General features: G+C 74.5%; 18 protein-coding genes. 10 read left to right on the top strand and 8 right to left on the bottom strand.

Annotation, left to right across the window (positions count from 1 at the left end; genetic code table 11):
* The first annotated feature begins 380 nt into the window (after positions 1-380).
* Complete coding sequence (locus C1703_RS30490; RefSeq protein WP_114255845.1) at positions 381-953, top strand: DUF488 domain-containing protein; 573 nt, start codon at positions 381-383, stop codon at positions 951-953.
* Here the strand turns inward: C1703_RS30490 and C1703_RS30485 are convergent.
* Entirely contained in the window at positions 902-1597 is a 696-nt protein-coding gene (locus tag C1703_RS30485) for a hypothetical protein (protein WP_114255844.1), read from the bottom strand. The genes C1703_RS30490 and C1703_RS30485 overlap by 52 nt on opposite strands.
* Positions 1598-1913: 316 nt before the next feature.
* On the opposite strand from C1703_RS30485, the gene C1703_RS30480 reads away from it, so the two are divergent.
* From C1703_RS30480 to C1703_RS30470, 3 genes are all read left to right on the top strand, one after another.
* Positions 1914-3902, top strand: coding sequence for a serine/threonine-protein kinase (locus C1703_RS30480; protein WP_114255843.1), 1989 nt, complete (start codon positions 1914-1916; stop codon positions 3900-3902).
* 128 nt (positions 3903-4030) lie between these two features.
* On the top strand, positions 4031-4813 hold the full coding sequence (locus C1703_RS30475) for an FHA domain-containing protein (protein ID WP_114255842.1): 783 nt from the start codon (positions 4031-4033) through the stop codon (positions 4811-4813).
* A 2-nt stretch (positions 4814-4815) separates the two neighbouring features.
* The gene (locus C1703_RS30470; RefSeq protein WP_114255841.1) at positions 4816-6498 is read left to right on the top strand and encodes a hypothetical protein; all 1683 of its coding nucleotides are present in this window, start codon (positions 4816-4818) and stop codon (positions 6496-6498) included.
* Here the strand turns inward: C1703_RS30470 and C1703_RS30465 are convergent.
* From C1703_RS30465 to C1703_RS30445, 5 genes are read right to left on the bottom strand one after another with little or no spacing between them, the layout of a single operon-like run.
* Positions 6495-7532 (bottom strand): tetratricopeptide repeat protein, encoded by a 1038-nt coding sequence (locus tag C1703_RS30465; RefSeq protein WP_114255840.1) that lies wholly within the window; start codon positions 7530-7532, stop codon positions 6495-6497. The two genes, C1703_RS30470 and C1703_RS30465, sit on opposite strands and share 4 nt — an antisense overlap.
* Before the next feature lie 26 nt (positions 7533-7558).
* A complete protein-coding gene (locus C1703_RS30460; protein WP_114255839.1) occupies positions 7559-10063 on the bottom strand; it encodes an Hsp70 family protein in 2505 nt (834 codons plus the stop codon).
* 21 nt (positions 10064-10084) lie between these two features.
* Positions 10085-10615, bottom strand: coding sequence for a hypothetical protein (locus tag C1703_RS30455; RefSeq protein WP_114255838.1), 531 nt, complete (start codon positions 10613-10615; stop codon positions 10085-10087).
* Complete coding sequence (locus C1703_RS30450; RefSeq protein WP_114255837.1) at positions 10612-11883, bottom strand: hypothetical protein; 1272 nt, start codon at positions 11881-11883, stop codon at positions 10612-10614. Before C1703_RS30450 ends, C1703_RS30455 begins: the two co-directional genes overlap by 4 nt.
* Positions 11880-12968, bottom strand: a complete 1089-nt coding sequence (locus C1703_RS30445) for a serine/threonine-protein kinase (protein ID WP_198678310.1) — start codon at positions 12966-12968, stop codon at positions 11880-11882. Before C1703_RS30445 ends, C1703_RS30450 begins: the two co-directional genes overlap by 4 nt.
* A gap of 516 nt (positions 12969-13484) precedes the next feature.
* On the opposite strand from C1703_RS30445, the gene C1703_RS30440 reads away from it, so the two are divergent.
* The 6 genes from C1703_RS30440 (at position 13485) to C1703_RS30415 (ending at position 19147) form a co-directional block, all read left to right on the top strand.
* Positions 13485-14951, top strand: a complete 1467-nt coding sequence (locus tag C1703_RS30440; protein WP_114255836.1) for a Y4yA family PLP-dependent enzyme — start codon at positions 13485-13487, stop codon at positions 14949-14951.
* Complete coding sequence (locus C1703_RS30435; protein WP_114255835.1) at positions 14948-16267, top strand: pyridoxal-phosphate dependent enzyme; 1320 nt, start codon at positions 14948-14950, stop codon at positions 16265-16267. Before C1703_RS30440 ends, C1703_RS30435 begins: the two co-directional genes overlap by 4 nt.
* A gap of 5 nt (positions 16268-16272) precedes the next feature.
* On the top strand, positions 16273-17469 hold the full coding sequence (locus C1703_RS30430) for an aminotransferase class V-fold PLP-dependent enzyme (RefSeq protein ID WP_114255834.1): 1197 nt from the start codon (positions 16273-16275) through the stop codon (positions 17467-17469).
* Between the two features lie 90 nt (positions 17470-17559).
* Entirely contained in the window at positions 17560-18324 is a 765-nt protein-coding gene (locus C1703_RS30425) for a class I SAM-dependent methyltransferase (protein WP_114255833.1), read from the top strand.
* Between the two features lie 147 nt (positions 18325-18471).
* Positions 18472-18771, top strand: a complete 300-nt coding sequence (locus tag C1703_RS30420) for a hypothetical protein (protein ID WP_114255832.1) — start codon at positions 18472-18474, stop codon at positions 18769-18771.
* A 64-nt stretch (positions 18772-18835) separates the two neighbouring features.
* Positions 18836-19147 (top strand): metalloregulator ArsR/SmtB family transcription factor, encoded by a 312-nt coding sequence (locus tag C1703_RS30415; protein ID WP_114255831.1) that lies wholly within the window; start codon positions 18836-18838, stop codon positions 19145-19147.
* 7 nt (positions 19148-19154) lie between these two features.
* Here the strand turns inward: C1703_RS30415 and C1703_RS30410 are convergent, their stop codons facing one another.
* Positions 19155-19808, bottom strand: coding sequence for an ATP-binding cassette domain-containing protein (locus C1703_RS30410; protein ID WP_114255830.1), 654 nt, complete (start codon positions 19806-19808; stop codon positions 19155-19157).
* Positions 19801-20727 carry an ABC transporter ATP-binding protein gene (locus tag C1703_RS30405; protein ID WP_198678465.1) on the bottom strand — a complete coding sequence of 309 codons (927 nt, stop codon included), beginning with the start codon at positions 20725-20727 and terminating at the stop codon, positions 19801-19803. The genes C1703_RS30410 and C1703_RS30405 overlap by 8 nt, the downstream gene beginning before the upstream one ends.
* Between the last annotated feature and the right edge of the window lie 50 nt (positions 20728-20777).

The raw sequence follows: 20777 nt of genomic DNA, 5'->3' as shown, positions 1-20777 counted from the left end.
TGCGCTCCGCCGCGTCCGCCGGACCGGCGGTGGCCCTCACAGCCCCCACCGCCGTGACGTGGCGCAGGCGGCCGTCCTCTTCCCGACGCGGGAGCCCCTCATCACATCTCCATCGGTAGGTCATCAGTGCGAGGGAGATCCTCACACCGGGGCCGCCGGCATGACCATGAAAGATGCCTGATCGAGACCCGCCCGGGACGACGCGGGCCGGCGCGTGTCGGCGGGGCCGAGCCGGCGCAGAACCGGACGCGGCCGGAGCGGACGACCCAGCTCTCTTGTTCATGTGCGGGGCGGGCGGCGATCACGGGCCGGGCCGGTGACGGTGCCGGCGGTGGTCGGGGCGCAGGTGTGGGGCCGCGGAAACGGGAAAGTCCGAAGCTGTGGACGCGCTTCTGCTGACCTTCGGGCACAGCACCGCCGGGCGGGAGCGGATCACCGAGCTGCTGCGGCACGCCGGCGTCACGGCCGTCGTCGATGTGCGGACCGCTCCCGGCAGCCGCCGCGACCCCGACCTGTCGCGGCGGCGGCTCGCCGAGTGGCTGCCGGGCGGCGGCATCGCCTACCGGTGGGAGCCCGCCCTCGGCGGGTTCCGTACCGCGCCCGCGGACAGCCCGGACGTCGTCTGGCGCAATGCCTCCTTCCGCGGTTATGCCGCCCACACCCGCTCCCCCGGCTTCGTCACCGCGATGGACCGCCTGCTGCGCGAGGCCGCGGACGCGCGGACGGCCGTGATGTGCAGCGAGGCGGTCTGGTGGCGCTGCCACCGTCGCCTGATCGCCGACTTCGCGGTGCTCGCCCGCGGCGTACCGGCGCACCACCTCATGCACGACGGGCGTCTCACCGCGCATACGCCGACGCCCGGCGCGCGCCTGCGCGAGGACGGGCTCCTCGTGTACGACGACTACGACGGCCAGGACGGCGGCGACGGCCGCAGTGGGCCGGACGGCGGCTGAGCCCGTGAGTACAGCTTGTTCACGGCCGTGACGGTCGTCTTCTTGAAGTCGGCCACCTGCGCGTGCTGGAAGGTGCCCATCTGGCCCCAGCGGACGATCGTCACGGTCGTGCCGTCGCGTCCGACCGAGAACAGGTTGATGTCGGAGGAGCCCCACGCCGAGGCGGTGTGGAGGCCGTAGACGTGGGCGCCCTCCTCGACGTTCAGCCGGCCGTAGTTCTTGCCCGTGGCCGTCAGGTCGGGGTCCTTCGCCATCAGCTTCTTCGCGCAGTCGGCGAGGTCGCGGCGGAGCAGGGCCGCGAAGTCCTCGGCCCGGCGTTCGCTGCGCTCCACGACGGTGATCTGCTGGGCGCTGGTGTCGAACTCGGTCCAGTACGAGCGGTGCGTGGCGATGGACGGCAGCGCGTCGCCCACGCAGACGGGCAGCGGGTCGGGCCGGCCGGCGGTGACGGGGCCGGCGTACCAGGCCGAGGCCGGGTGCGGCGGCAGGTCGGCCGGCTCCAGGAACCGGGGTTCGGCGGAGGCCGGCGCGGTGGCGGCGGCGGCCGGGACGGCGACGGCGGCGACACCGGCCGCTGCGGCCAGCGCGGCGACGGTGGTACGGATGCCTCGGATGCCGAGGATGCCTCGGGCACGGATGTTCATTTTTCCCCCTGGTGAGCGCGCGGGTCTGCGCGGTTGTCGCTCTGCGCGGTTGTCGCTCTGCGCGGTTCTCGGTCTGTGCATGTCGTACGACCCGTCACCGCCCGCATCCGTTGCCCTGCGGGGCTGCTACGGATCCGTCCCGAATGTCACGGGCGGTGTTACGGGGGAAGAGAACCCCCGGGCGGGAGGCGCGTGCGTGCGGCTGATGGAGGCTCTGGGGAGACTGTGAGTAACGTCTCCGGTACGCAGTAGGTTCGACCCACGCGCGCGTAGAGTGCCCGCGCGCGTTCTGGGCCGATGCGAGGGGGAGAAGAACGTGCGTCCCGGAGACGAGTTCGCCGGCCGCTATGTCCTCAAGGAGGTCATCGGCACAGGGCGGGGCGGTGAGGTGTGGCTGGCCCACGACACGGTGGTGGGGCAGGACGTCGCGCTGAAGCGCGAGCGGGTCGAGGGCGAGCGGGAGACCGCCGTGCGGCGGCTGCTGGGCGAGCCGCGCGCCCTGGCCAAGTTCCGGGACCATCCGCATGTCGTGACGCTGTTCGATGTCCTGACCGTGCCGCCGGACGGGGACGGGAACAGGAGCGGGAACGGGAACGAGGACAGGAACGGGGAGGAAGACGGGGGCGGGGACGCCGCCGAGGCGTACTGGTTCGTCATGGAGCACGTGCCCGGCGGCGGTCTCGACCGGCACCCGCCCATGAGCCCCGTGCGGGCGGCCCGGGTCGGGGCCCAACTCGCCGACGCCCTCGCGGCGTTGCACCGGGCGGGCATCGTCCACTGTGACGTCAAGCCCGCCAACGTCGGCCTCACCGGGCGCGGTACCGCGAAGCTGCTGGACTTCGGTGCCGCCTACCGGGCCGGCGGCACCGAGACCATCACGGCCAACGGCCCCTACAGCTTCACCCCGGACTACGCCGCTCCCGAGCTGGCCCGCGGGAACGTGCCCCGGCCCGCCTCGGACGTGTTCTGCCTGGCCGCCACGCTCCACGCCCTGGTCACCGGTTCCCCGCCGCGCGGCGGCGACGACGGGGAGGGCGCCGGTGAGGACACCGCCCGGCTGACGCACTGGAAGGCCGAGCAGGGCGTCGTCGAGCTGGACGCCGAGGCCGTGGGGCCGCTGCGTCCCGTGCTCGCGGCGATGCTGCGGCGCGACCCGGCGCAGCGCCCCGACGCGGCCGAGGCCGGGCGGCTCCTGGCGGCCGTCGCCGAATCCGGGACGCAGGTCCCGGGTGGGCGGCCCGCCGAGCCCGGCGGCGGACGGCGGCGCCGCCGGGTGTTGTTCGCCGGGGCCCTCGGCCTCTGCGCCGCGCTCGCGCTGGGCCTCGTCGCCCTGCCCGGCGGCGACGCCGGCGACGGCACCGGCACCGGCACCCGTGACTCCGTCGGGCGGCAGCTGCCGGAGGACCCCGGGAAGGGCGGTACGCGGTCCCTGATCGGCGATCCGCGCACCGCCGACGTGTGCGCCCTGACCGACCCGGCCGCGCTCGACCGGTTCGGCAGGAGCGAAGTCGACGTGGACTACGGCAACTTCGACCGCTGCGACGTGCTCGTCCACACCGACGACAGCACCCGGATCGACGTCTCCCTCCAACTGCGCCGGGGCGCGCCGCCCGAGGCGTCGGAGCCCGTCCGGACCATCGGGAGCATCGCCGTCCGGGAGCAGCCGGCCGAGCCGGACGAGTGCGGGCTGCTGCTGTCCCGCGACGCGGGCGACGGCCAGGACGGCGACGCCGGTGACGGCATGTACGTCGGGGTCCGCGTCGACGTGGGCCACGGCGAGGTCGCGGGCGGTGCCGCCGCGCTGTGCGCCGTCGCCGACACGGCCGCCCGCAGCGCGGCCGGGGTGCTGAACCGCGGCCCGCTCCCCCGCCGTTCCCCGGGCTACCCGGCCGCCTCGCTGGCCTGGGCGGACGCCTGCGCGCTGCTCGACGCCAGGGCGCTGTCCGTCGTCCCCGGCGTCAAGGCGGACGTACCGGAGGCGGGGGTCGCGAACTGGGAGTGCGAGTGGTTCAGCGACGTCGACGACCTGGAGGCGGACATCGCCTTCTTCCGCGACGAGCCCAGGTCCGCCCGGGACGGCCGGACGGTCGAGCTCAGCGGATACCAGGCCGTCGTCGAGCCGGAGGGCAACGGGGCGGACACCTGCACGGTGTTCGTCGCCTACCGCGCGTACGGCGGGCGGGACGCCGAGACGGCCATGGAGATGGTGCGCCTGTACGTCGGCGGGCAGCGGCCGATGGGGCAGCTCTGCGGGATGGCCACCGACCTGGCCGCCTCCGCCGCCGCGCGACTGCGCGCCCGCTGAAGCCACCGCGGCGGCCGCCCTGGGAGGGGTCCCGGGCAGGTGGGCCCATGCTGGTCCGCAGGTCCCGCGGGCCCGCCCGCGCCGGGCCCGCACCGTGCCGATTCCGCCCCGCATCGAGGAGCCCAGCGATGTCCTTCTCCGCCAGCCTCGCGCGCGGTGTCGCGCCCACCAAGCCCGGGACCCTGCACGCCCGCACGGTCACCGGCGACCTGTGCGCCCCGCCCCGCACGGGACTGACCGTCCGCTTCGGCCGGGGCGAGCGGCCGGACGTGGACCTGGAGGTCGGCGTGGACGACCTGCGGGTGAGCCGCCGCCACGGGGAGCTGACGTACCGTCAGGGACAGTGGTGGCTGCGCAACACCGGGCGGCAACTGGTGCGGCTGCCGCGCGGCCGGATGATGCACACCAGCACCGAGCCGGTCCCCCTCGCCACCGGCTACACACCGCTGTTCGTGAAGGGCTCCGGCTACCGCGAGCACCTCATCGAACTGTACGTCGCCGACCACGACGACCAGGGGCCGGTCTCCCGCCGCCGGGCGGAGACCCTGCGCCCGGAGACCTGGGCACTCGACGACGACGAGCGGCTGCTGCTGGTCGTCCTCGGCCAGCGGTACCTGCTGTACGAGGAGGACCCGCGGCCCCTGACGTACTCCATGGCCGCCCGGCAGCTCGTCCATCTGCGCCCGGACGGCAACTGGACGGACCGCAGGATCGAGCACCGCATCGAGGCGGTCCGCAAGCGCCTGCACGGCACCGGCTTCCGCTACCCGCTGCTGCACGACCCGTCCGAGGAGCGGCGGCCCTCCGACAACCGCCTGCTGCACAACCTCCTCAAGGGGCTGGTGGAGTCGACGACGCTGGTGCCGCCGGACCTGAACCTGATGGACGAGGCGCCCGCGGGACAGCCGTAGCCATGGGCGGGGACGCGCCCCTGGTCCGGGAGCGGCTGCGTGAGCTGAGCGGCCCGGACCTCTACCGCCGCAACGCCTTCCGGGTCACCGGGGCGAGCACCTGCGCCGCCCGCCGCGCGCTCGTGCGGCGTCGGCAGCAGATCGCCACGGCCGCGAAGGCCGGGGTCGCCGTCGGCTCCGCGGACGCCGGGCCCGAGGACCTCCGCGCGGCCTTCGACGTGCTGGACCACCCGCAGCGCCGGATCGTCGACGAGCTGTTCTGGCTCTGGGACGCGCCGGACGCCACCTGCCCGTGCGAGCCGGAGCTGCACCGGCAGCACGACGCGGCGGTACGGGCACACACCCGGGCCCTCGACAGGGAGTCGCGGGACCCCGATGCGGCGCGGCGTCCGTCCGGGGGACCGAGGCAGCACCCGGCCGGCGGGAAGAAACGCGGACCGAAGCGCCCCGGCCGCGGGCCGCGGCGCGCCGCCGGTGAGCCGCGGGGCGCCGCCGGCGAGCCCCGGGAGCAGCTCTGGCAGTCCGCGGCCCGGCTGTGGCGCAAGCTGCTCGGGCAGCGCGCGGTGTGGGCGCATCTGCGGCACCGGGTCGCGGCCCTCGACGACAAGCGGCTGACCGAGACCGCGGTGACGGTCCTGGAGGCCGAGGTGCGCCGGGTGCTCGTCTCGGCCGTCGCCGGCCTGGCCGCGCGCACCGAGGACCCCGCCCGGCTGGCCCGGTACTGCGCCCAGTGGAGGTGGGCCGGCCCGGGCCTGCTCGGGGAGGCGCTGGAGGAGCAGTTGACGCCGCTGTACGAGGCGGCGGCGGACGGGTTGCGCGAGGCGGGCGACCGACTCGCCGGCGCCTTCCCGGACGGCGGCGGGAAGACGGCCGCGACCGCGGTGGCCGGGGACCTGCGCGCCCGGGTCGTGCCGATGGTGGAGCGGCTCGGCGCCTTCTCCGGGCTCGGGATGTCGCTGGGTGTGGGACAACTCGCCGACACCGCCGCCCTGTTGCTCAACAACTGCGCGGTGGCCCTGTCCCCCGCCTCGGACACGGCCCCGCCCGACCGGGAGAGCTTCGGCCTGCTGGACCTGGCGCTGCGGCTGAAGCCGTACGAGGAGACGCGGCGGACGATCGAGGAGAACCGGGCGCGGCTGGAGGAGGCCGGTGTCTGGTTCTCGACGGCCAAGCCGGCCTTCGACCCGGTCGTGGCCGCGCTGGAGACGGCAGCGCGGCAACTCGGCCGGAAGGACGCGCGGGGCGCGGCCGGCACCCTGGAGGCCGCCCTGCCGTCGCTGCACGAACTGCGCCGCCTGAGCCGGGGCGCGTTCGCCGCCCTGCCGGACGTCCCGCAGGCCGTCGACCGGCTCTGCGACTCGACGGCGATCCTGCTCAACAACTGCGCGCTCGCCCTCGGCTCGCGTGCCGGAGGTCAGGACCTGCGGCTGCTGGAGCTGGCCGAGGGGCTCTGCACGACCGGGGAGTCACGCGCGCGGATCGCCGCCAACCGGGCGCTGGTCGATCAGGCACGCCGGTCGGGGTACGGCTACGGCACCCCGTACCCGGTGCGGCGGCCGCCGCGCAAGAGCGTGCGGACGCACCTGGAGGAGATCTACTACGGGGAGTCGCCCGTGGCCGCCAAGGTGTGGGCGTGGCTGGTGGCGCTGCTGATCCTCGGTGCCGTCCTGGTCCTGTTCGGCTAGCGCGGGGTGAGCACGACCGTGACCGTGCGGTTGCGGGCGGGGTCGTCCGGGTAGGGGGCGTCGCGCTGGTCGGCGCTGTCGGTGGTGAACGCGGTGAGGGGCTTGCCGGCGGCGGCGCTGAGTTCGCGGGCGGCGACGAGGGCCCGCCACAGCGCGACGACGGAGCCGCCGCTGCGGGGGGCGCCGGGGACGACGGCCGCGTGCCCGTGCACCGTGATGGCCGGCTGTTCCCCACGTCCGGCCGGCCGTTCCCCGAGCGCGGCGAGCCGTTCCCCGAGCGCGGTCAGCCGCTGGGCTCCTGCCGGGGTCAGCCGGGTGCCCTCGGAGAACAGTCCTTCGGTGAAGGCGACTTCGACCGAGTCCGGGTGGGTGGTGACGCGCAGGCCCGGGGCGCGCACGTCGCGGGCCAGGGCGGCGAGGGCGGTGGAGCGCCGGGCCTCGTCAGGGTCCTGCCCGGGGGCGGGGGTGGCGCTCGTGCCGGGGGTTTCCGGGCCGGCCGCGCGGTCGGTGTCCGTCCGGGCTGGCCGGGGTTCGTCCAGGGTGGTGACCACGCCGGCGACGGCGGCGGTCACCACGCACACCGCCGCCACCAGGGCCGTACGGGTGCGGTGGCGGCCGAGCGCCGCCGCCGGGCCCGTACGGCCCAGCCGGGCGAGTCCGGCTCTGGCCTCCGGGTCCTCGGGCCACCGGGCCAGGACCCGCCGCCAGCACTCGGCCGCCTCGGCCGTCTCCCCGCGCTGGGCGTGCACGCGGGCCCGCAGATCGAGCACGTCCCGGTGCTCGCCCGGTCTCTCGTCGTCCCGCAACAGCTCCAGAGCGCCGCTCAGGTCGCCGGAGCGTGCGAGGTCCCGGGCCCGCGACACGAGAAGGACGGCGTCCAGTTCGTCCAGGGGCCGGGGGGCGACCGGATCGAGGGCGTTGGGGCCGTACGGGCCGTCCGCGCCGGATCCGGCCCGGGGCGGCGGCCCCCCGGCACCCGGTTCGTCGCGCGGCGGCGTGCCGCCGGCCCGTTCGTCCCTGTCCGTCACCCGCATGTCGCCTCCCCTCCGGCCCGGGCCTCTCACCGGCTCTCCTGGACCCCGCCGATCCGCCGCTCCTCGGACACCCCGGGCGGGAGCAGGCGGCGCAGGCGCTGGTTGACGGCGGACAGGGCGGTGCGGTCGCCCGCGGCGACGGCCCGGCGGCCGTCGGCGATCGCCGCGTCCGCCTGGGCGCGGGAGGTCATCTCGTCGCGCAGGTCGACCAGGGAGTGGAAGACGAGGAAGTCCCACTGGTCGCTGCGGCGGAGCAGGTCGACCTGGAAGTCGCGCACCCGGTCGGCGAGGCGGCGCAGCCCGGCCGGGGTGCCGTCCTCGCCGGCGCTGGTCGCGCGGGTGCGCAGGCTCTCCAGTTCGCGGCGCTCGGCCGGCCCGCCGCCGACCTGCTCGATGAGGTCCTCGCAGCTGTTGAGGAGGTCCCACAGCTCGTGCTGGAGGCCGGGGATGTCGATGGCCTCCTCGACGTCGTCGAGCTGGGCCTCCAGATCGCGGATGCGCCGGTCGCTGGTGCCGGCCGCGCCCGTGTCGACGGCCGCCGCGTCGACCTCCTTGCGCAGGTGGGTGAGCGCCTTCTGGTCGGACAGTTCGTCGAGCCGGGCCAGGGCCTGCTCGGAGTGGACGTCCTCGGCGCGTTCGCGCAGGGCGTGCGCGCGCTGTTCCAGGTCGTGCAGCCGGTCGGCGAGTTCGTCGTGCGTGGGCGCCACCAGCCGGGAGCGGTCGATGGTCGCCTCGAACTGCGCGTCGGCGACGGGGATGTCGGCGGTGACGGTGACTTCCCGGTTGGTGGCGTTGATCTCGAAGGTCACCTCGACGGGCGTCTGCGCCGGCAGGTCGAAGCGGATGTCCCGGGGCCGGATCTCCAGCAGGCCGACCCGGGTGTTGCGGTCGGCGCGGCGGCGTTCGCCCTCCAGCAGCGGGATGCGGATGACGGCGTCCGGCTGGGAGCGGCGCAGCGGGATGGAGGTCTCGAACGTCCTGGTGATCGAGGTCGGCAGGGCGGTGCCCTTGCGCAGCATCGGCGCGAAGGAGCCGTCGGCCTTGCCGATGCCGAGGGTGCTGGTCAGCACGGCGTCGCCGGGCAGGACCTGGGCGTGGGTGATCGACAGGGTGTCCGGAAGGAGGGTCTGCCGGGTGCCGGAGTCGTCGGAGAGTTCCACGGTGAAGTGGGACCGGGTGCCGGAGTCGATGGTCACCTCGGTGTAGAAGGCGCCGTCGGGGGTGAGGGTGGTGCGCGGTCCGCGGAAGGGCGGGCGGCCTTCGGGGTTGGTCAGGGTGACGGTGTAGCGGGTCCAGTCGGGGACGGCGGTGCCGCCGGTGACCCGGCCGGAGACGGGGATGCCGGTGGTCTCCAGCGACTGGGGTTCGTAGTGGAGTTCCACGGTGAACTCGCCCGGTGCCGCCGTGCGGGGCTTGCTCGGCGTGCGGACCGTACGGGCGAAGACGGCCGCTCCGCGCGCGACGACGGTGGTGGGGTCCTGGGTGTGGTCGAGCGGGATGCCCAGGCCCTCGACGGGATCGGCCAGCAGTTCGCGCAGCCCCGGGGCGAGAGTCGCGCCGCCGACGAGCAGCAGCCGGTCGATGTGGTCGGGCCGCAGGGAGCTTTCGGCGAGGGCGTCCCGGCACAGTTTGACCGCGCGGGCGTAGAAGGGCTGCGCGAGGTCGTCGAGGGCGCCCCGGGTGAGGGTGTACTCGAAGGGCGCCGTACCGCCGTCGCCGTCGGCGAGGTCGAGGACGATGTCGTAGGAGCCGCGCCGGGACAGCTCGATCTTGGCGTCCTCGGCGGCCAGTTTGAGCTTGGCGAAGTTGGCCCGCCACCGGTGGTTGCGCCGGGCGAAGTCGGGCAGCCGGAGGTCGTTCCGGACGGCGGGGGCGAGGAGTTCCTCGACGATCGCCCAGTCGATGAGCTTGCCGCCCAGGTGCGGGTCGCCGGCGTGCTGGAGCAGTTGCAGTTCGCCGTCGCGCTTGCTCATCACGGCCGCGTCGAAGGTGCCGCCGCCCAGGTCGAACACCATCCAGTGGGTGGACTCGGAGGCGTCCTGCACGCCGTACGCGAAGGCCGCCGCGGTCGGTTCCTGGACCAGCGGGCAGTGCTCGCCGAGCCCGGCGAGGGCCGCGGCGGCGGAGGTGGCGCTGTTCTGGTGCAGCGCGAAGGAGGCGGGCACGGTGATCACCGCCGCCTCCGGCGGGCCGCCGGTGTCGTGCGCGGCGTCCTGGCGCAGGGACTTGAGGACCTCGGCGGAGAGCTGCTCGGGGGTGAGGGCCGTTCCGGCGCGGACGAAGCGCCGCACGGCGCCCGCCACGCCCATCTCCAGCTTGAACTCGGCGTGGGCGTCGTCGGGCTGGGTGTCGGTGCGTTCCCGGGCGCGGCGGCCCACGTGGATCACGTCGGGCTTGGGCATCCACACGGCGGACGGGGTGTAGTCCCAGCCGTCGTTGTTCTTGATGACGCGCACGCCGTCGTCGTCCGCCACGGCGATGGCGCTGTTGGTGGTGCCGAGGTCGATGCCGAAGTCGATGGTCTCGCGCATTGCGGTCGTCTCCTTGGTCGTTCACATGCCGGGTGCGGGCCGGCCGACGACGACCTGCCCCATCTGGATCCGCTCGCCGCGGTAGTAGACGCTGGGCCGGAGGGTCTCCAGCACCACCTCGCGGGTCAGCCCCGGTTCGTCCTGGAAGGCGAGGACTTCGAGGGACTGGCCCGGGTCGAAGGGCTCCCCGTCGTGCTCCTGGATCTCGAGGCCGCCGTCGGCGAGGGCCTGCCGGCCGGCCTGGACGTAGCGCCGGACCTGCCTCAGGTCGGCGGCCGACAGGTCGCCGGCGCGCTGGTTCAGCTTGCGCTGGGCGCGCCAGAGGCCGGTGGCGGCGGCGAGCAGCGTGCCGGCGTCGGCCCCCTGCGCACGGTCCGCGGCGGGTTCCCCGGCCGTGGCGGTCCTGATGTCGCCGAGGACGGCCGTGACCCAGTCGGCCTGTCCGGTGTCGAGGAACGGCGGCGGGACGCGGAACTCGGGCGGGTGCCGCATCTGGCCGAGCGCGGCCCGCATCCGGCCGGTCCGGTTGCCCCGGCGGGAGTGGTGGCTCATGTTCTTCTCCGTCCGTTGCGCACGCCGTCCGCCAGCCACCACAGGAACCGCACGATGTACCCGACGACACCGAGGACGGCGACCCCGACGAAGAGCACGGGGAGGAAGCCGAAGGCCTCGATCAGGTAGGAGAGCGCGCCTCCGATGAAGGCGAGCACCAGGAGGAACCCGAACCAGGGGAACCGCTTCCTGGCCCGCGCGGGGCGGCGGCCGGTGCCCGTGACGTGGTCGTAGATGGTCTCCCAGTTCTCCTTCAGCCCGGCCGAGTCGCGGTCGGGGCCGATCTCGTAGGCCTTCTCGGCGAGCCAGACCATCTCCTCGCGGCGGGAGGCGCTCGGCGTGCGGTACACGGAGACGCCGAGGAGTTCCACCGCGAGGTTGTTGAGCCCGACGGCGACGACGTGGGCGATTTCGTCGTAGCGCCAGTCGGAGACGAACGGCCGGAGCGGGGCCAGGTCCTCGAAGCCGGGCACGACCCGGTCGCGCAGGAGCAGGAACGCCTCGCGGTAGTGGGCGGCCTCGCGTTCCCGCTCGGCCGTCAGCAGGTCGGCGTGGATCTTCTCGTACGCGTCCTCCACCGCGCGCTCGAACAGCTCGGCGAACAGGCCCGCGAAGGGCGGGAAGCCGGTCCAGGCCGAGCAGACCGGGGTCAGCCGGGCGGCGGTGGCGCGGTCGGCGAAGAGCTGCGGGAAGGGGGACACGAGCAGCTTGGGCAGGCCGGCCAGGAGGTCGTCGGCCGCGTCCTCGTCGAGCCGGGGGTCGCCGAGCGCCCGGATGCGGTGCCGCAGGTGCCGGCGCAGCGCCCCGTCCGTGAGCAGGTGGCCCCAGGCGGACACCGCGTGCTCCCAGAGGGAGGCCCGCATGTCGAGGGGCAGCTCCAGGTCCCCCGTCTCCGCCCGCAGGGCCCTGGCGTGCAGCAGCACGGCGGAGTCGTGCAGTTCGTGCACGTCCGCGGCGCAGCCGCAGCCGGAGTCCGCGGAGCCCCACAGCCACAGCACCTCGTCGACCATGCGCCGGCGCGGGTCCTGGAGGCCCTCGAAGGCGGCGCGGACCTCGTCCTTGCCGTAGCCGCCGGCCGGGGCCATGTCCCGGGCTCCGGGCCAGCGGTCCTCGACGGCGAGGCGCGCCTCCAGTTTCTGCCGGTGCCGCCGCACGGCCGGCCCGCTCGCGTGGGTGGGCAGGCCGGTGACGGCGAAGGCGTTCCTGCGGTACAGCTGTGTGCCCGCCAGTTCCTCGAAGCGGTCGAACTCCCGCACCGGCGTGGTCACATGATCACCCCCCGGCGCCAGGTCATGAGCCGTGTCAGATGCCTCTCCCGCAGCCGCGGGTAGCGGCTGATGGTCTCCTCCAGCAGGTCGGCGGCCTCGCCGAGCTTCCCGGGCACCCGGGAGAGTGCGGTGGCCTCCCGCACCAGCGCGTCGGCGGATTCGGCCGGCTCGGCCGGGTCCGCCGGGCCGGGGCCGGGCGAGGGGCGCAGGCCGGCGGCGCGGTCGGCGACGGCACGGGCCGTGGCGGGCCGCTCGGCCGGGTCGATCCGCAGCATGTCGGTGACCAGCCGGTCCAGTTCGGGCCCCACGTCGTCGTTGAAGGCGCGGGGCGGCCGGAGCGGCCGGGTGAACCGCTCCAGGGAGAAGGACTGCACCGGGTCGCCGCCGTCGTACGGGAAGTGCCCGGTGAGCAGGAAGTACACGATGGTGCCGAGGGCCCAGACGTCCCCGGGGCAGCCGTAGCCCTTGCCGCGGCGCAGCACCTCGGGCGGCATGTAGGCGACCGTGCCCTGGGCGCTGGCCGCCATGGTGCCGGGGTCGGTCTCCTTGGCGAGGCCGAAGTCGCTCACCTTCACGCGCAGCCCGGTCTCGTCGTAGCCGACGAGGACGTTGGCGAGGGACAGGTCGCGGTGGACGATCGGATGCGGGCGTTCATGGGCGACGGCGAGTCCCTCGGCGGCCTGCCGGAGCACGGCGGTCACCTCGCCGACGGGCACCACGCCCGCATGGGAGTCCATCAGCCGCTCCAGGCTGCCGCCCGCCACGTACTCCATGGTGATGTAGCCGCGCACGCCCTCGGAGGTCTGCACGGTGCCGGCGTCGAAGACCCGGATGATGTTGGGGTGTCCCAGGGTGGACAGGATCCGGGCCTCGTCGAGCATCCGGGACGTCGCCTCCAGCGAGGCCACGTGCTTGAACAGCTTCAGCGCCTGCCAGCCGAGGATGTGGTGCCGTACCCGGTACACCTCGGCGAAGGCGCCCTCCCCCAGCCGGCGGTCCACGACGAGTGCCGAGTTGATCCGCTGCCCCTGCCGGAGCAGGGCGCTGCCCACGCCCGTCGCCGTGTCCCGCGTGCCGTCGAGCACGTGCGCACGCACCTCCCCCCACTGGTGGTACCGCCCGCGACGACGCCGGTCCGGCGCGGCGGGCCGCGCCCTGCCGCGGCGCGGGCCGCAATGCTAGGAAGACCCCGCCGGGACCGGTCCCGGCGCCCGGGGCGCCTGACGTCCACGTCGCCCGGTCGGGCCGGCGCCCCCGGCCGGCCGACCGTTCCGGGGCGCGAACCCGCGCGGCCCGGTCACCGGCGCGGGCCACACTCCTCTGTCCGGTGCCGCGCGGCCTTGCCGCCTCGGCCGAGCGGCCACGGAGTGGCGGCCCGGCCCGTGCCGTCCTCGGCCGATCGGCGGCTGCCGCCGTCTCGCGCCCGGCGCGCGCCGCGGGTCCGGCCCGTGATCCGCTTCACACCCGCGCGAGGGCAGGCCTGGGCCTTACAGGGCGTAAAGCGACCGAAGAATGGATATGGGTCATACGGCGAAACGCGGGGAGTGTCCGACGTGCCCGGATGGACGGCGGACACGTCGGGCACAGGGGAAGGAGTGCGCATGGACGACCGGCCCTTGTATCTCGAACCGCGGCTGGAGCCACGGCTGAGGTCGCTCGTGGCGGCGCACGGCACGCTGCACTCGCTCACCGACGCGCTCGGCTCGCCCCTGCACGTGGTGGTGCCGGACCAGATCGCCGAGAACCTGGACCGGTTCCGGTCGGTGTACCGCGCGCACCGTCTGTCGGGGCAGGTCTTCTACGCCCACAAGGCCAACCGGTCCAGCGCGCTGCTGCGCCGGCTCGCCGCCACGGTCGCGGGCGTGGACGTCGCGTCACTGGGCGAGTTGCAGCACGCGCTGGGGGCCGGTTTCACCGCCGACCGGATCACGGCCACGGGTCCGAAGAACCCCGAGTTCCTGTGGCTCGCGGCCCGTACGGGGGTCACGGTCGGCGTGGACTCCGCCGGCGAGCTGGACCAGCTCGCCGCGCTGGTCCGCAAGCACGCGCTCGCCCGGGTGCGGGTGCTGCTGCGGCTGTCGGGGTTCGAGACGTCGGGGGTGAGGGTGCTGAGCCGGCGCAGCCGTTTCGGCACGCCCGTACGGGAGTCGGAGCGGCTGCTGGAGGCGGTCGAGCGGCACGGCGACGTGGTCGAGCTGACCGGTGCGGCCTTCCACCTGGACACGACGAGCGTCACGGAGAAGGCGACCGCCCTCGAAGGGTGCTTGGCCGCCCTGGAGTTGTGCCGGAGCCGGGGGCTGCGGCCGCGGGCCGTGGACGTGGGCGGCGGCTTCGGCGTCAGCTACCTCGCCGAGCGCGAGCAGTGGGAGGCGTACACGACCGGGCTCACGAACGCCGTGCTCGGCCGGCGCCCGCCGCTGACCTGGGGCGGGCACGGCTACGGGCTGCGCAACGAGTCCGGCACCCTACGCGGGAGCCTCGGCCTCTACCCCGCCCACCGGTCCGTCGCCGGCGCGGCCTACCTGGACGAGCTGCTGACCCAGCCCGCCCCCTCACTGGGCGGCCGTCCGCTGGCCGCGCTGCTGCTGGAGCACCTGTACGACCTGTACACCGAGCCGGGCCGGGCCCTGCTGGACCAGTGCGGGCTGACGCTGGCGAAGGTGCTGGAGGTCCGCGACCAGGGGCCCGGTGAGGCACTGCTCGTGCGGCTGGCGGCGAAGGCGGACGACATCGCCCTGGAGGACCACGGCGTGCTGGTGGACCCGGTCGTCGTCCCCGCGCGGGGAGCCGGGCCCGGCGAGGGGCCCGTCGCCGTCCACCTCTTCGGCGGCCTGTGCCTGGAGACCGACCTGATCACCCGGCGCACGGTGTTCCTGCCGCGCCGCCCGGCCCCCGGCGACCTGCTGGCCTTCGCCAACACCGCCGGCTACGCCATGGACTTCCACGCCACCCGCGCCCAGCACCAGCCGGCCGCCCGCAAGGTCGCCGCCTGGCAGGACGGCGAGGAGTGGCGCTGGTGCCTGGACGACCAGTTCTGGCCGATCACGCCCTCGAGGGGAGCCCAGTGAGGTACGACAGCATCACCGAGGCGATAGGCAACACCCCTCTGGTGCGGATAGACCCAGCGGTGCACGGCCTGCGCAACATCGATCTGTACGCCAAGCTCGAAATGCTCAACCCCTTCGGCTCGGTCAAGGACCGGGCCGCCTGGAACATGGCCCGTCCGCTGCTGCCCGAGGCGGTCGAACAGGGCAGCCAGGTGGTGGAGTTGTCCAGCGGCAACACCGCGAAGGCCCTGGCGGTCGTCGCGGGCATGCACGGCCTGGGCTTCAAGAGCGTCACCAACCGGATGCGGGTCCCGGAGATCAAGGACCTGCTGCTGCTGCTCGGCGCGGAGATCGAGGAGCTGCCGGGCCAGAGCGAGTGCCTGGACCCGACCGCGACGGACGACCCGCTGACCCTGTTCCACCGGACCCTGTCGGCGTCCGGCGGCGCCTATCTGCACACCGACCAGTACTTCAACCCGCGCAACACCGAGGCCCATCTCACGGGCACCGGCCCGGAGATCGTCAAGGACCTGGACGGCCGGGTCCCGGACTGGTTCGTGGCCTGCGTGGGCACGGCCGGCTCCTCCACGGGCGTGGCCCGCGCGCTGCGGGAGGAGGACCCGTCGGTGCGGGTGGTCGGGCTGGTCGCGGCCAAGTCCGACTTCATCCCCGGGATCCGCACCATCGACGAGGTGCAGGAGGTCGGCCTGTTCGACCCGGAGACGTACGACACGATGGAGTCGGTGAGCGCCGACGAGGCGATCGAGGGCATGCTGACCCTGAACCGCCGCTGCGGCATCCTGGGCGGACCCACCGGAGGGGCCGCCTACTTCGGGGCGATCCGCCATCTGCGGCCTCTGGACGAGGAGTTGACCGAGCGGCGGACGGCGGTGTTCATCGTCTGCGACCGCGTCGAGAGCTATCTGAGCTACGTCCGCCAGCGGCGGCCCGACCTGCTGGGCCGGCCGCCCCGGAAGAACTCGCCGGCCGACCTCTCGGCGGCGGAGGTCGGCCGGGCCCCGTCGGTCACGGTGGCCGAGGCCCGGCGCTGGATCGACACCGAGCAGCCGCTCGTGGTCGACCTGCGCAGTCCGTACGCGTACGCGGCGCTGCACATCGACGGGTCGGTCAACATCGTCGACGAGCTGTTCGCCGAACTCGTCCGGGGCGGCCTGCCGTTCAGCCGGAGCCGGCCGGTGCTGCTGGCGTGCCCGGTGGGCGAGCAGTCCGCCCGGTACGCGGCGCTGCTCACGCGGATGGGCCACCCGGACGTGCGCAGCCTCACCGGCGGCATCATCGCCTGGCGGGACGCGGGCGCGCCCCTGGTGCGGGACTGACCGCCATGACCGCACCCGTGACCGGCGACGACCTGCACCCGTGGCAGCAGGCGCTGCGCGCCCAGTTCCCCATCGTCACCCAGCACCCCGAGCTGGCCTACCTGGACAGCGCGGCCACGGCGCAGAAGCCGCAGGCCGTCCTGGACGCCGTGCAGAGCTACCTCACGACGTCCAACGCCAACGCCGCGCGCGGCACCTATCCGTGGGCCAACCGGACCACGGAGCTGGTCGAGCGGACCCGTGAGCGCGTCGCCCGGTTCCTCGGGGACACCGAACCGGACCGCTCCGCCGTGCACTTCACCAGCGGCACGACCGAGGGGCTGCGCGTGATCGCCCGCGACTGGCTGCCGGGCTTCCTGCGCGACGGCGACGAGATCGTCGTGCCGGACGCCGACCACCAGGCCAACATCACGCCCTGGCTGGAGGCGCAGCAGCTGCTGGCCCGGCAGGGCGTGCACGTGCGGGTCGTGCCGATGCCGTACCAGAGCGGTTCCGGGGACTACGACCACCGGGCGCTGGCCGAACGGGCGGGGCCGCGCACGCGGTTCGTCGCCACCACCCATGTGCACCACGTGTACGGCGGCGACATGAACGTGCAGCGGATCCGCCGGGCCGTGGGCCCGGACGCGGTGATCTGTCTGGACGCGGCGCAGAGCGTGGGTCATCTGCCGGTCTCGGTCGCCGAGTTGGACGTCGACTTCGTGGTCTTCTCCGGGCACAAGGCCCTGGCCCTGCCGGGGTCGGGGGCGGTGTGGGCCCGGCAGGAGCGGGGCCCCGCGTTCGTGCCCGGCGGGTGGAGCGGCACCCCGAACACCGTGGGCATCGCCTCCCTGGAGGCGGCGTTGGACTGGCTGGACGCCGCCGGGGTCGAGCGCATCGAGCGCTGGACGGCCGACCTCGCCTCCCGGCTCACCGACGGGCTGCGCCGGCTGGACGCCTACGAGGTCCTCGGCTGCCCGCTCAGTCTGGCCGCCGACTCGACCGTGCAGCGGCGCCAGGGCATCGTGACGCTGCGGCACCACGCCATCGACTCGGGCGATCTGGGCTTCATCCTGTTCAGCCACGGTTTTATGGTCCGCTCCGACCACCACTGCCAGGGCGACGCGGGCGAGAAGACCGGTTCGGTGCGGGTGAGTCTGCACGTGTACAACACCGTTGAGGAGGTCGACCGGTTGCTGTCGGTTCTCGCGTCACTCTCGTGACTCCGCCCATGAGGCGTAATGAGAACCGTTTCCACCTGTAGGCTCGGAGGAGCAAGAACCAGGTGCGAGACGACGAGGTGGCGCGACCGGATGGGGCTGAGTCTGGCGACGGCGGAGCGATGGGTGGAGCGCTGGGAGCTCCAGCAGCAGCGGTACGCCGTCGACCGCGAGGAGCGGTTCACGGTGATCGCCGATGTCGTCGAACACGTCACGGCGGGGCGTGCGGCCCGGCCGCTCGTGGTCGACCTGGGCTGCGGACCCGGCTCGCTCGCCGCCCGGCTGGTCAGGCGGCTGCCGCAGGCGGAGATCGTGGCGGTGGACCGGGACCCCCTCCTGCTGGAGCTGGGCCGCACCCACCACCCGGACGCGGCCCGTTACGTCGACGCGGAGATCGGCGCGCCGGGCTGGACCCGGGCGCTGGGTCTGGACCGGCCCCTGGACGCGGCCGTCTCCACGACGGCCCTGCACTACCTCGACCGGGACACCCTGCTGCGCACCTACCGGCAGCTCGCCGCGCTGCTGCGGCCGGGCGGCGTCCTCGTCAACGGCGATCATCTCCCGCAGGACGAAACAGGCCCGGCCGGGATCGCTTCCCATGTCGGGCAGCGCCGGGCCGACCGGCAGCGGGCGTTCGCCCATGAGGACTGGGGGTCCTGGTGGGCCGCCGTCGCCGACGACCCGGAACTGGCCGACCTCCTCGCCGAGCGCCGCGACCGCGAGGCGTCCCCGGACACCGGCACCCCCGCCGAACTCCCCCTCTCCGCCCATCTGGACCTGCTCCGGCAGGCGGGCTTCCGCAAGGCGGGCCCGGTCTGGCAGTACGGCGACAGCTGTGTCGCCGTGGCGGTCCGCTAGCGCGGCGTTCACCCGTGCGCCCCCGCCGGATGGCGGGGCGCGGCGGGCCCCCGGACAATACATGCAGGAATCGCTATATGTTAATGTCGCCATGCGCGTCCCGGCCAAAGAACCGCGGGACGTCACGAGCACACGCAAGGAGCCCCCATGACCACCGCCGAGCACCTCACCCACCAGGACCACGCGCACACCCACGGCGACGACTGCGGCCACGTCGCCTTCCCCCACGGCGACCACACGGACTACGCCCACGACGGCCACATCCACCGGGTCCACGAGGACCACGTCGACGAGTGCGCGAACGGCGGTCACACGGTGCACCAGAACCACGACCACCAGCACGGCGACGACTGCGGCCACCTGGCCGTGCGCCACGGCGACCACACCGACTACGTCCACGACGGCCACCGGCACGCCGCCCACGAGGGACACTGGGACGACCACTGACGGGGCTTCACCCCGACAGGGCGGAACCGATTTGGAAATCGTTGTCATATGCTAATGTGTGCATATGACAACGACGCCCTCTCCCCCGACGGACGACCCGGACCGGACGCTGCAAGCGGCCAGTGAGCTGCTGCGCGCCCTGGCCTCGCCCGTACGGCTGGGCATCGTGCGCGAGTTGTCCGTCGGGGGGAAGTACGTCCACGAACTGGTGACGGCCCTGGGCGTGAGCCAGCCCCTCGTCTCCCAGCACCTGCGGGTGCTGCGCACCTCCCGGATCGTCACCGCCCGCCGTGAGGCCCGCGAGACGCGGTACACCCTCACCGACGACCACGTGGCGCACATCGTGCTGGACGCCATCCGGCACGCCCAGGAGTAGCCCGCCCTCAGGACAGGCTGTCCCAGTGGACCGTGCGGTCGCACCAGCGCTCGAGCAGCGTGCGGTCGTGGCCGACGGCCAGCAGGGCCGCGCCGGTCGCGGCCCGGTAGTCCTCGACGGCCGCCACCAGCGCGGCGGCCGTCGAGGCGTCGAGCATGGCGGTCATCTCGTCGCACACCAGCAGGCGGGGGCGCAGCACCAGGGCGCGGGCGAGGCAGGCGCGTTGCAGCTGGCCGTCGCTGACCTCGTGCGGCCGCCTGGTCAGCAGGTCCGGGGTGAGGCCGACGGCCGGGGCCAGCTCGGCGACGCGGTCCGGGACGTCCTTGCCGCGGCCGGTGGCGCGCAGGGGCTCGGCGATCAGGTCGGTGAGCGGCAGCCGGGGGTCCGCGGAGAGCCTGGCCTGCTGGAAGACGACCCCGAAGGCGGTGCGCAGCTCGCGCGGAGCGCGGTGGCGCCAGCGCCGTACGGGTTCGCCGTCGAGGAGCAGGGTGCCGGAGTCGGGCCGGTGCAGCAGCGCGGCGACGCGGGCCAGGGTGGACTTGCCGCAGCCGCTCGGGCCGAGCAGGCCGACGGACTCGCCCGCCGCCACGGCCAGGCAGACGCCCCGGACGACCGGGGCGTTCGCGGTGTATCCGGCGGTGATGGAGCGCAGTTCAAGCACGGACGTCCTCCGGCACGTGCGGGTGGTGGCAGGCGACCGTGCCGGGCGGCGGCTGGGTGGCGCAGGTGTCGGTGGCCCGGTCGCAGCGGGCGGCGAAGGCGCAGCCGTCGGGGAGGTCGCCGAGTTCGGGCGGCATGCCGGGGACGGGCGTGAAGGCGCGGTCGGGCAGGGCTTGGAGCAGGCCGCGGCTGTAGGGGTGGCGGGGGCCGGGCGCGCCGAAGAAGGCGGTGGCGTCGGCGAGTTCGACGATCCGGCCCGCGTACATGACCGCGACCCGGTCGGCGACCCGTTCGGCGGCGGCCAGGTCGTGGGTGATCATCAGCAGGGCCCGTCCGCCGGGGTTCGCCGTGCTCGGTTCGTCGACGTGCCGCCGGAGTTCGTCGACCGTACGGTCCACCAGCTCGCGGTCGAGCCCGGTGGTCGGCTCGTCGGCGAGCAGCAGGGGCGCGTCGCCGACCAGGGCGAGAGCGGTGGCGGCACGCTGGGCGAGGCCTCCGGACAGCTCGTGGGGGTGCCGGTCGAGGTGGTCCGCCGGGAACGCGGCCCGTGCGGCGGCGGCCTCGGCGGCGGCGCGCAGGGCGGCGCGTGACCGGGTCGCGGTCAGCGCGGCGACGGTCTCCTCCAGTTGGGAGCGGACGGTGCGCACGGGCGTGAGGTGGGCGGCCGGGCTCTGCGGCACGAGGCCGACGAGCCGGCCCCGTACGGTACGGGCGAGGGTCCGCTCGTCGGCGGCGAGTAGGTCCAGGTCGCCGAGCAGGGCCGAGCCGGCGGTCTGCGCGTTGCCGGGGAGCAGCCCGAGCAGGGCGGAGGCCAGCACGGACTTGCCGCAGCCGCTCTCCCCGATCAGCGCCAGGCACTCCCCGGCCGCCACGTCGAACCGGGCACCGGTGACGGCCGCGACCCGCCGCCCGCCGGGCATGAGGAACCGTACGGACAGGCCCCGGACGGACAGCACGGGAGCCAGGGGAT

The sequence above is a fragment of the Streptomyces sp. Go-475 genome, assembly GCF_003330845.1.
Taxonomy (GTDB): Bacteria; Actinomycetota; Actinomycetes; order Streptomycetales; family Streptomycetaceae; genus Streptomyces.
The sequence above is the reverse complement of the archived record's forward strand: the minus strand, read 5'-3'. Positions and strand labels throughout refer to the sequence as shown.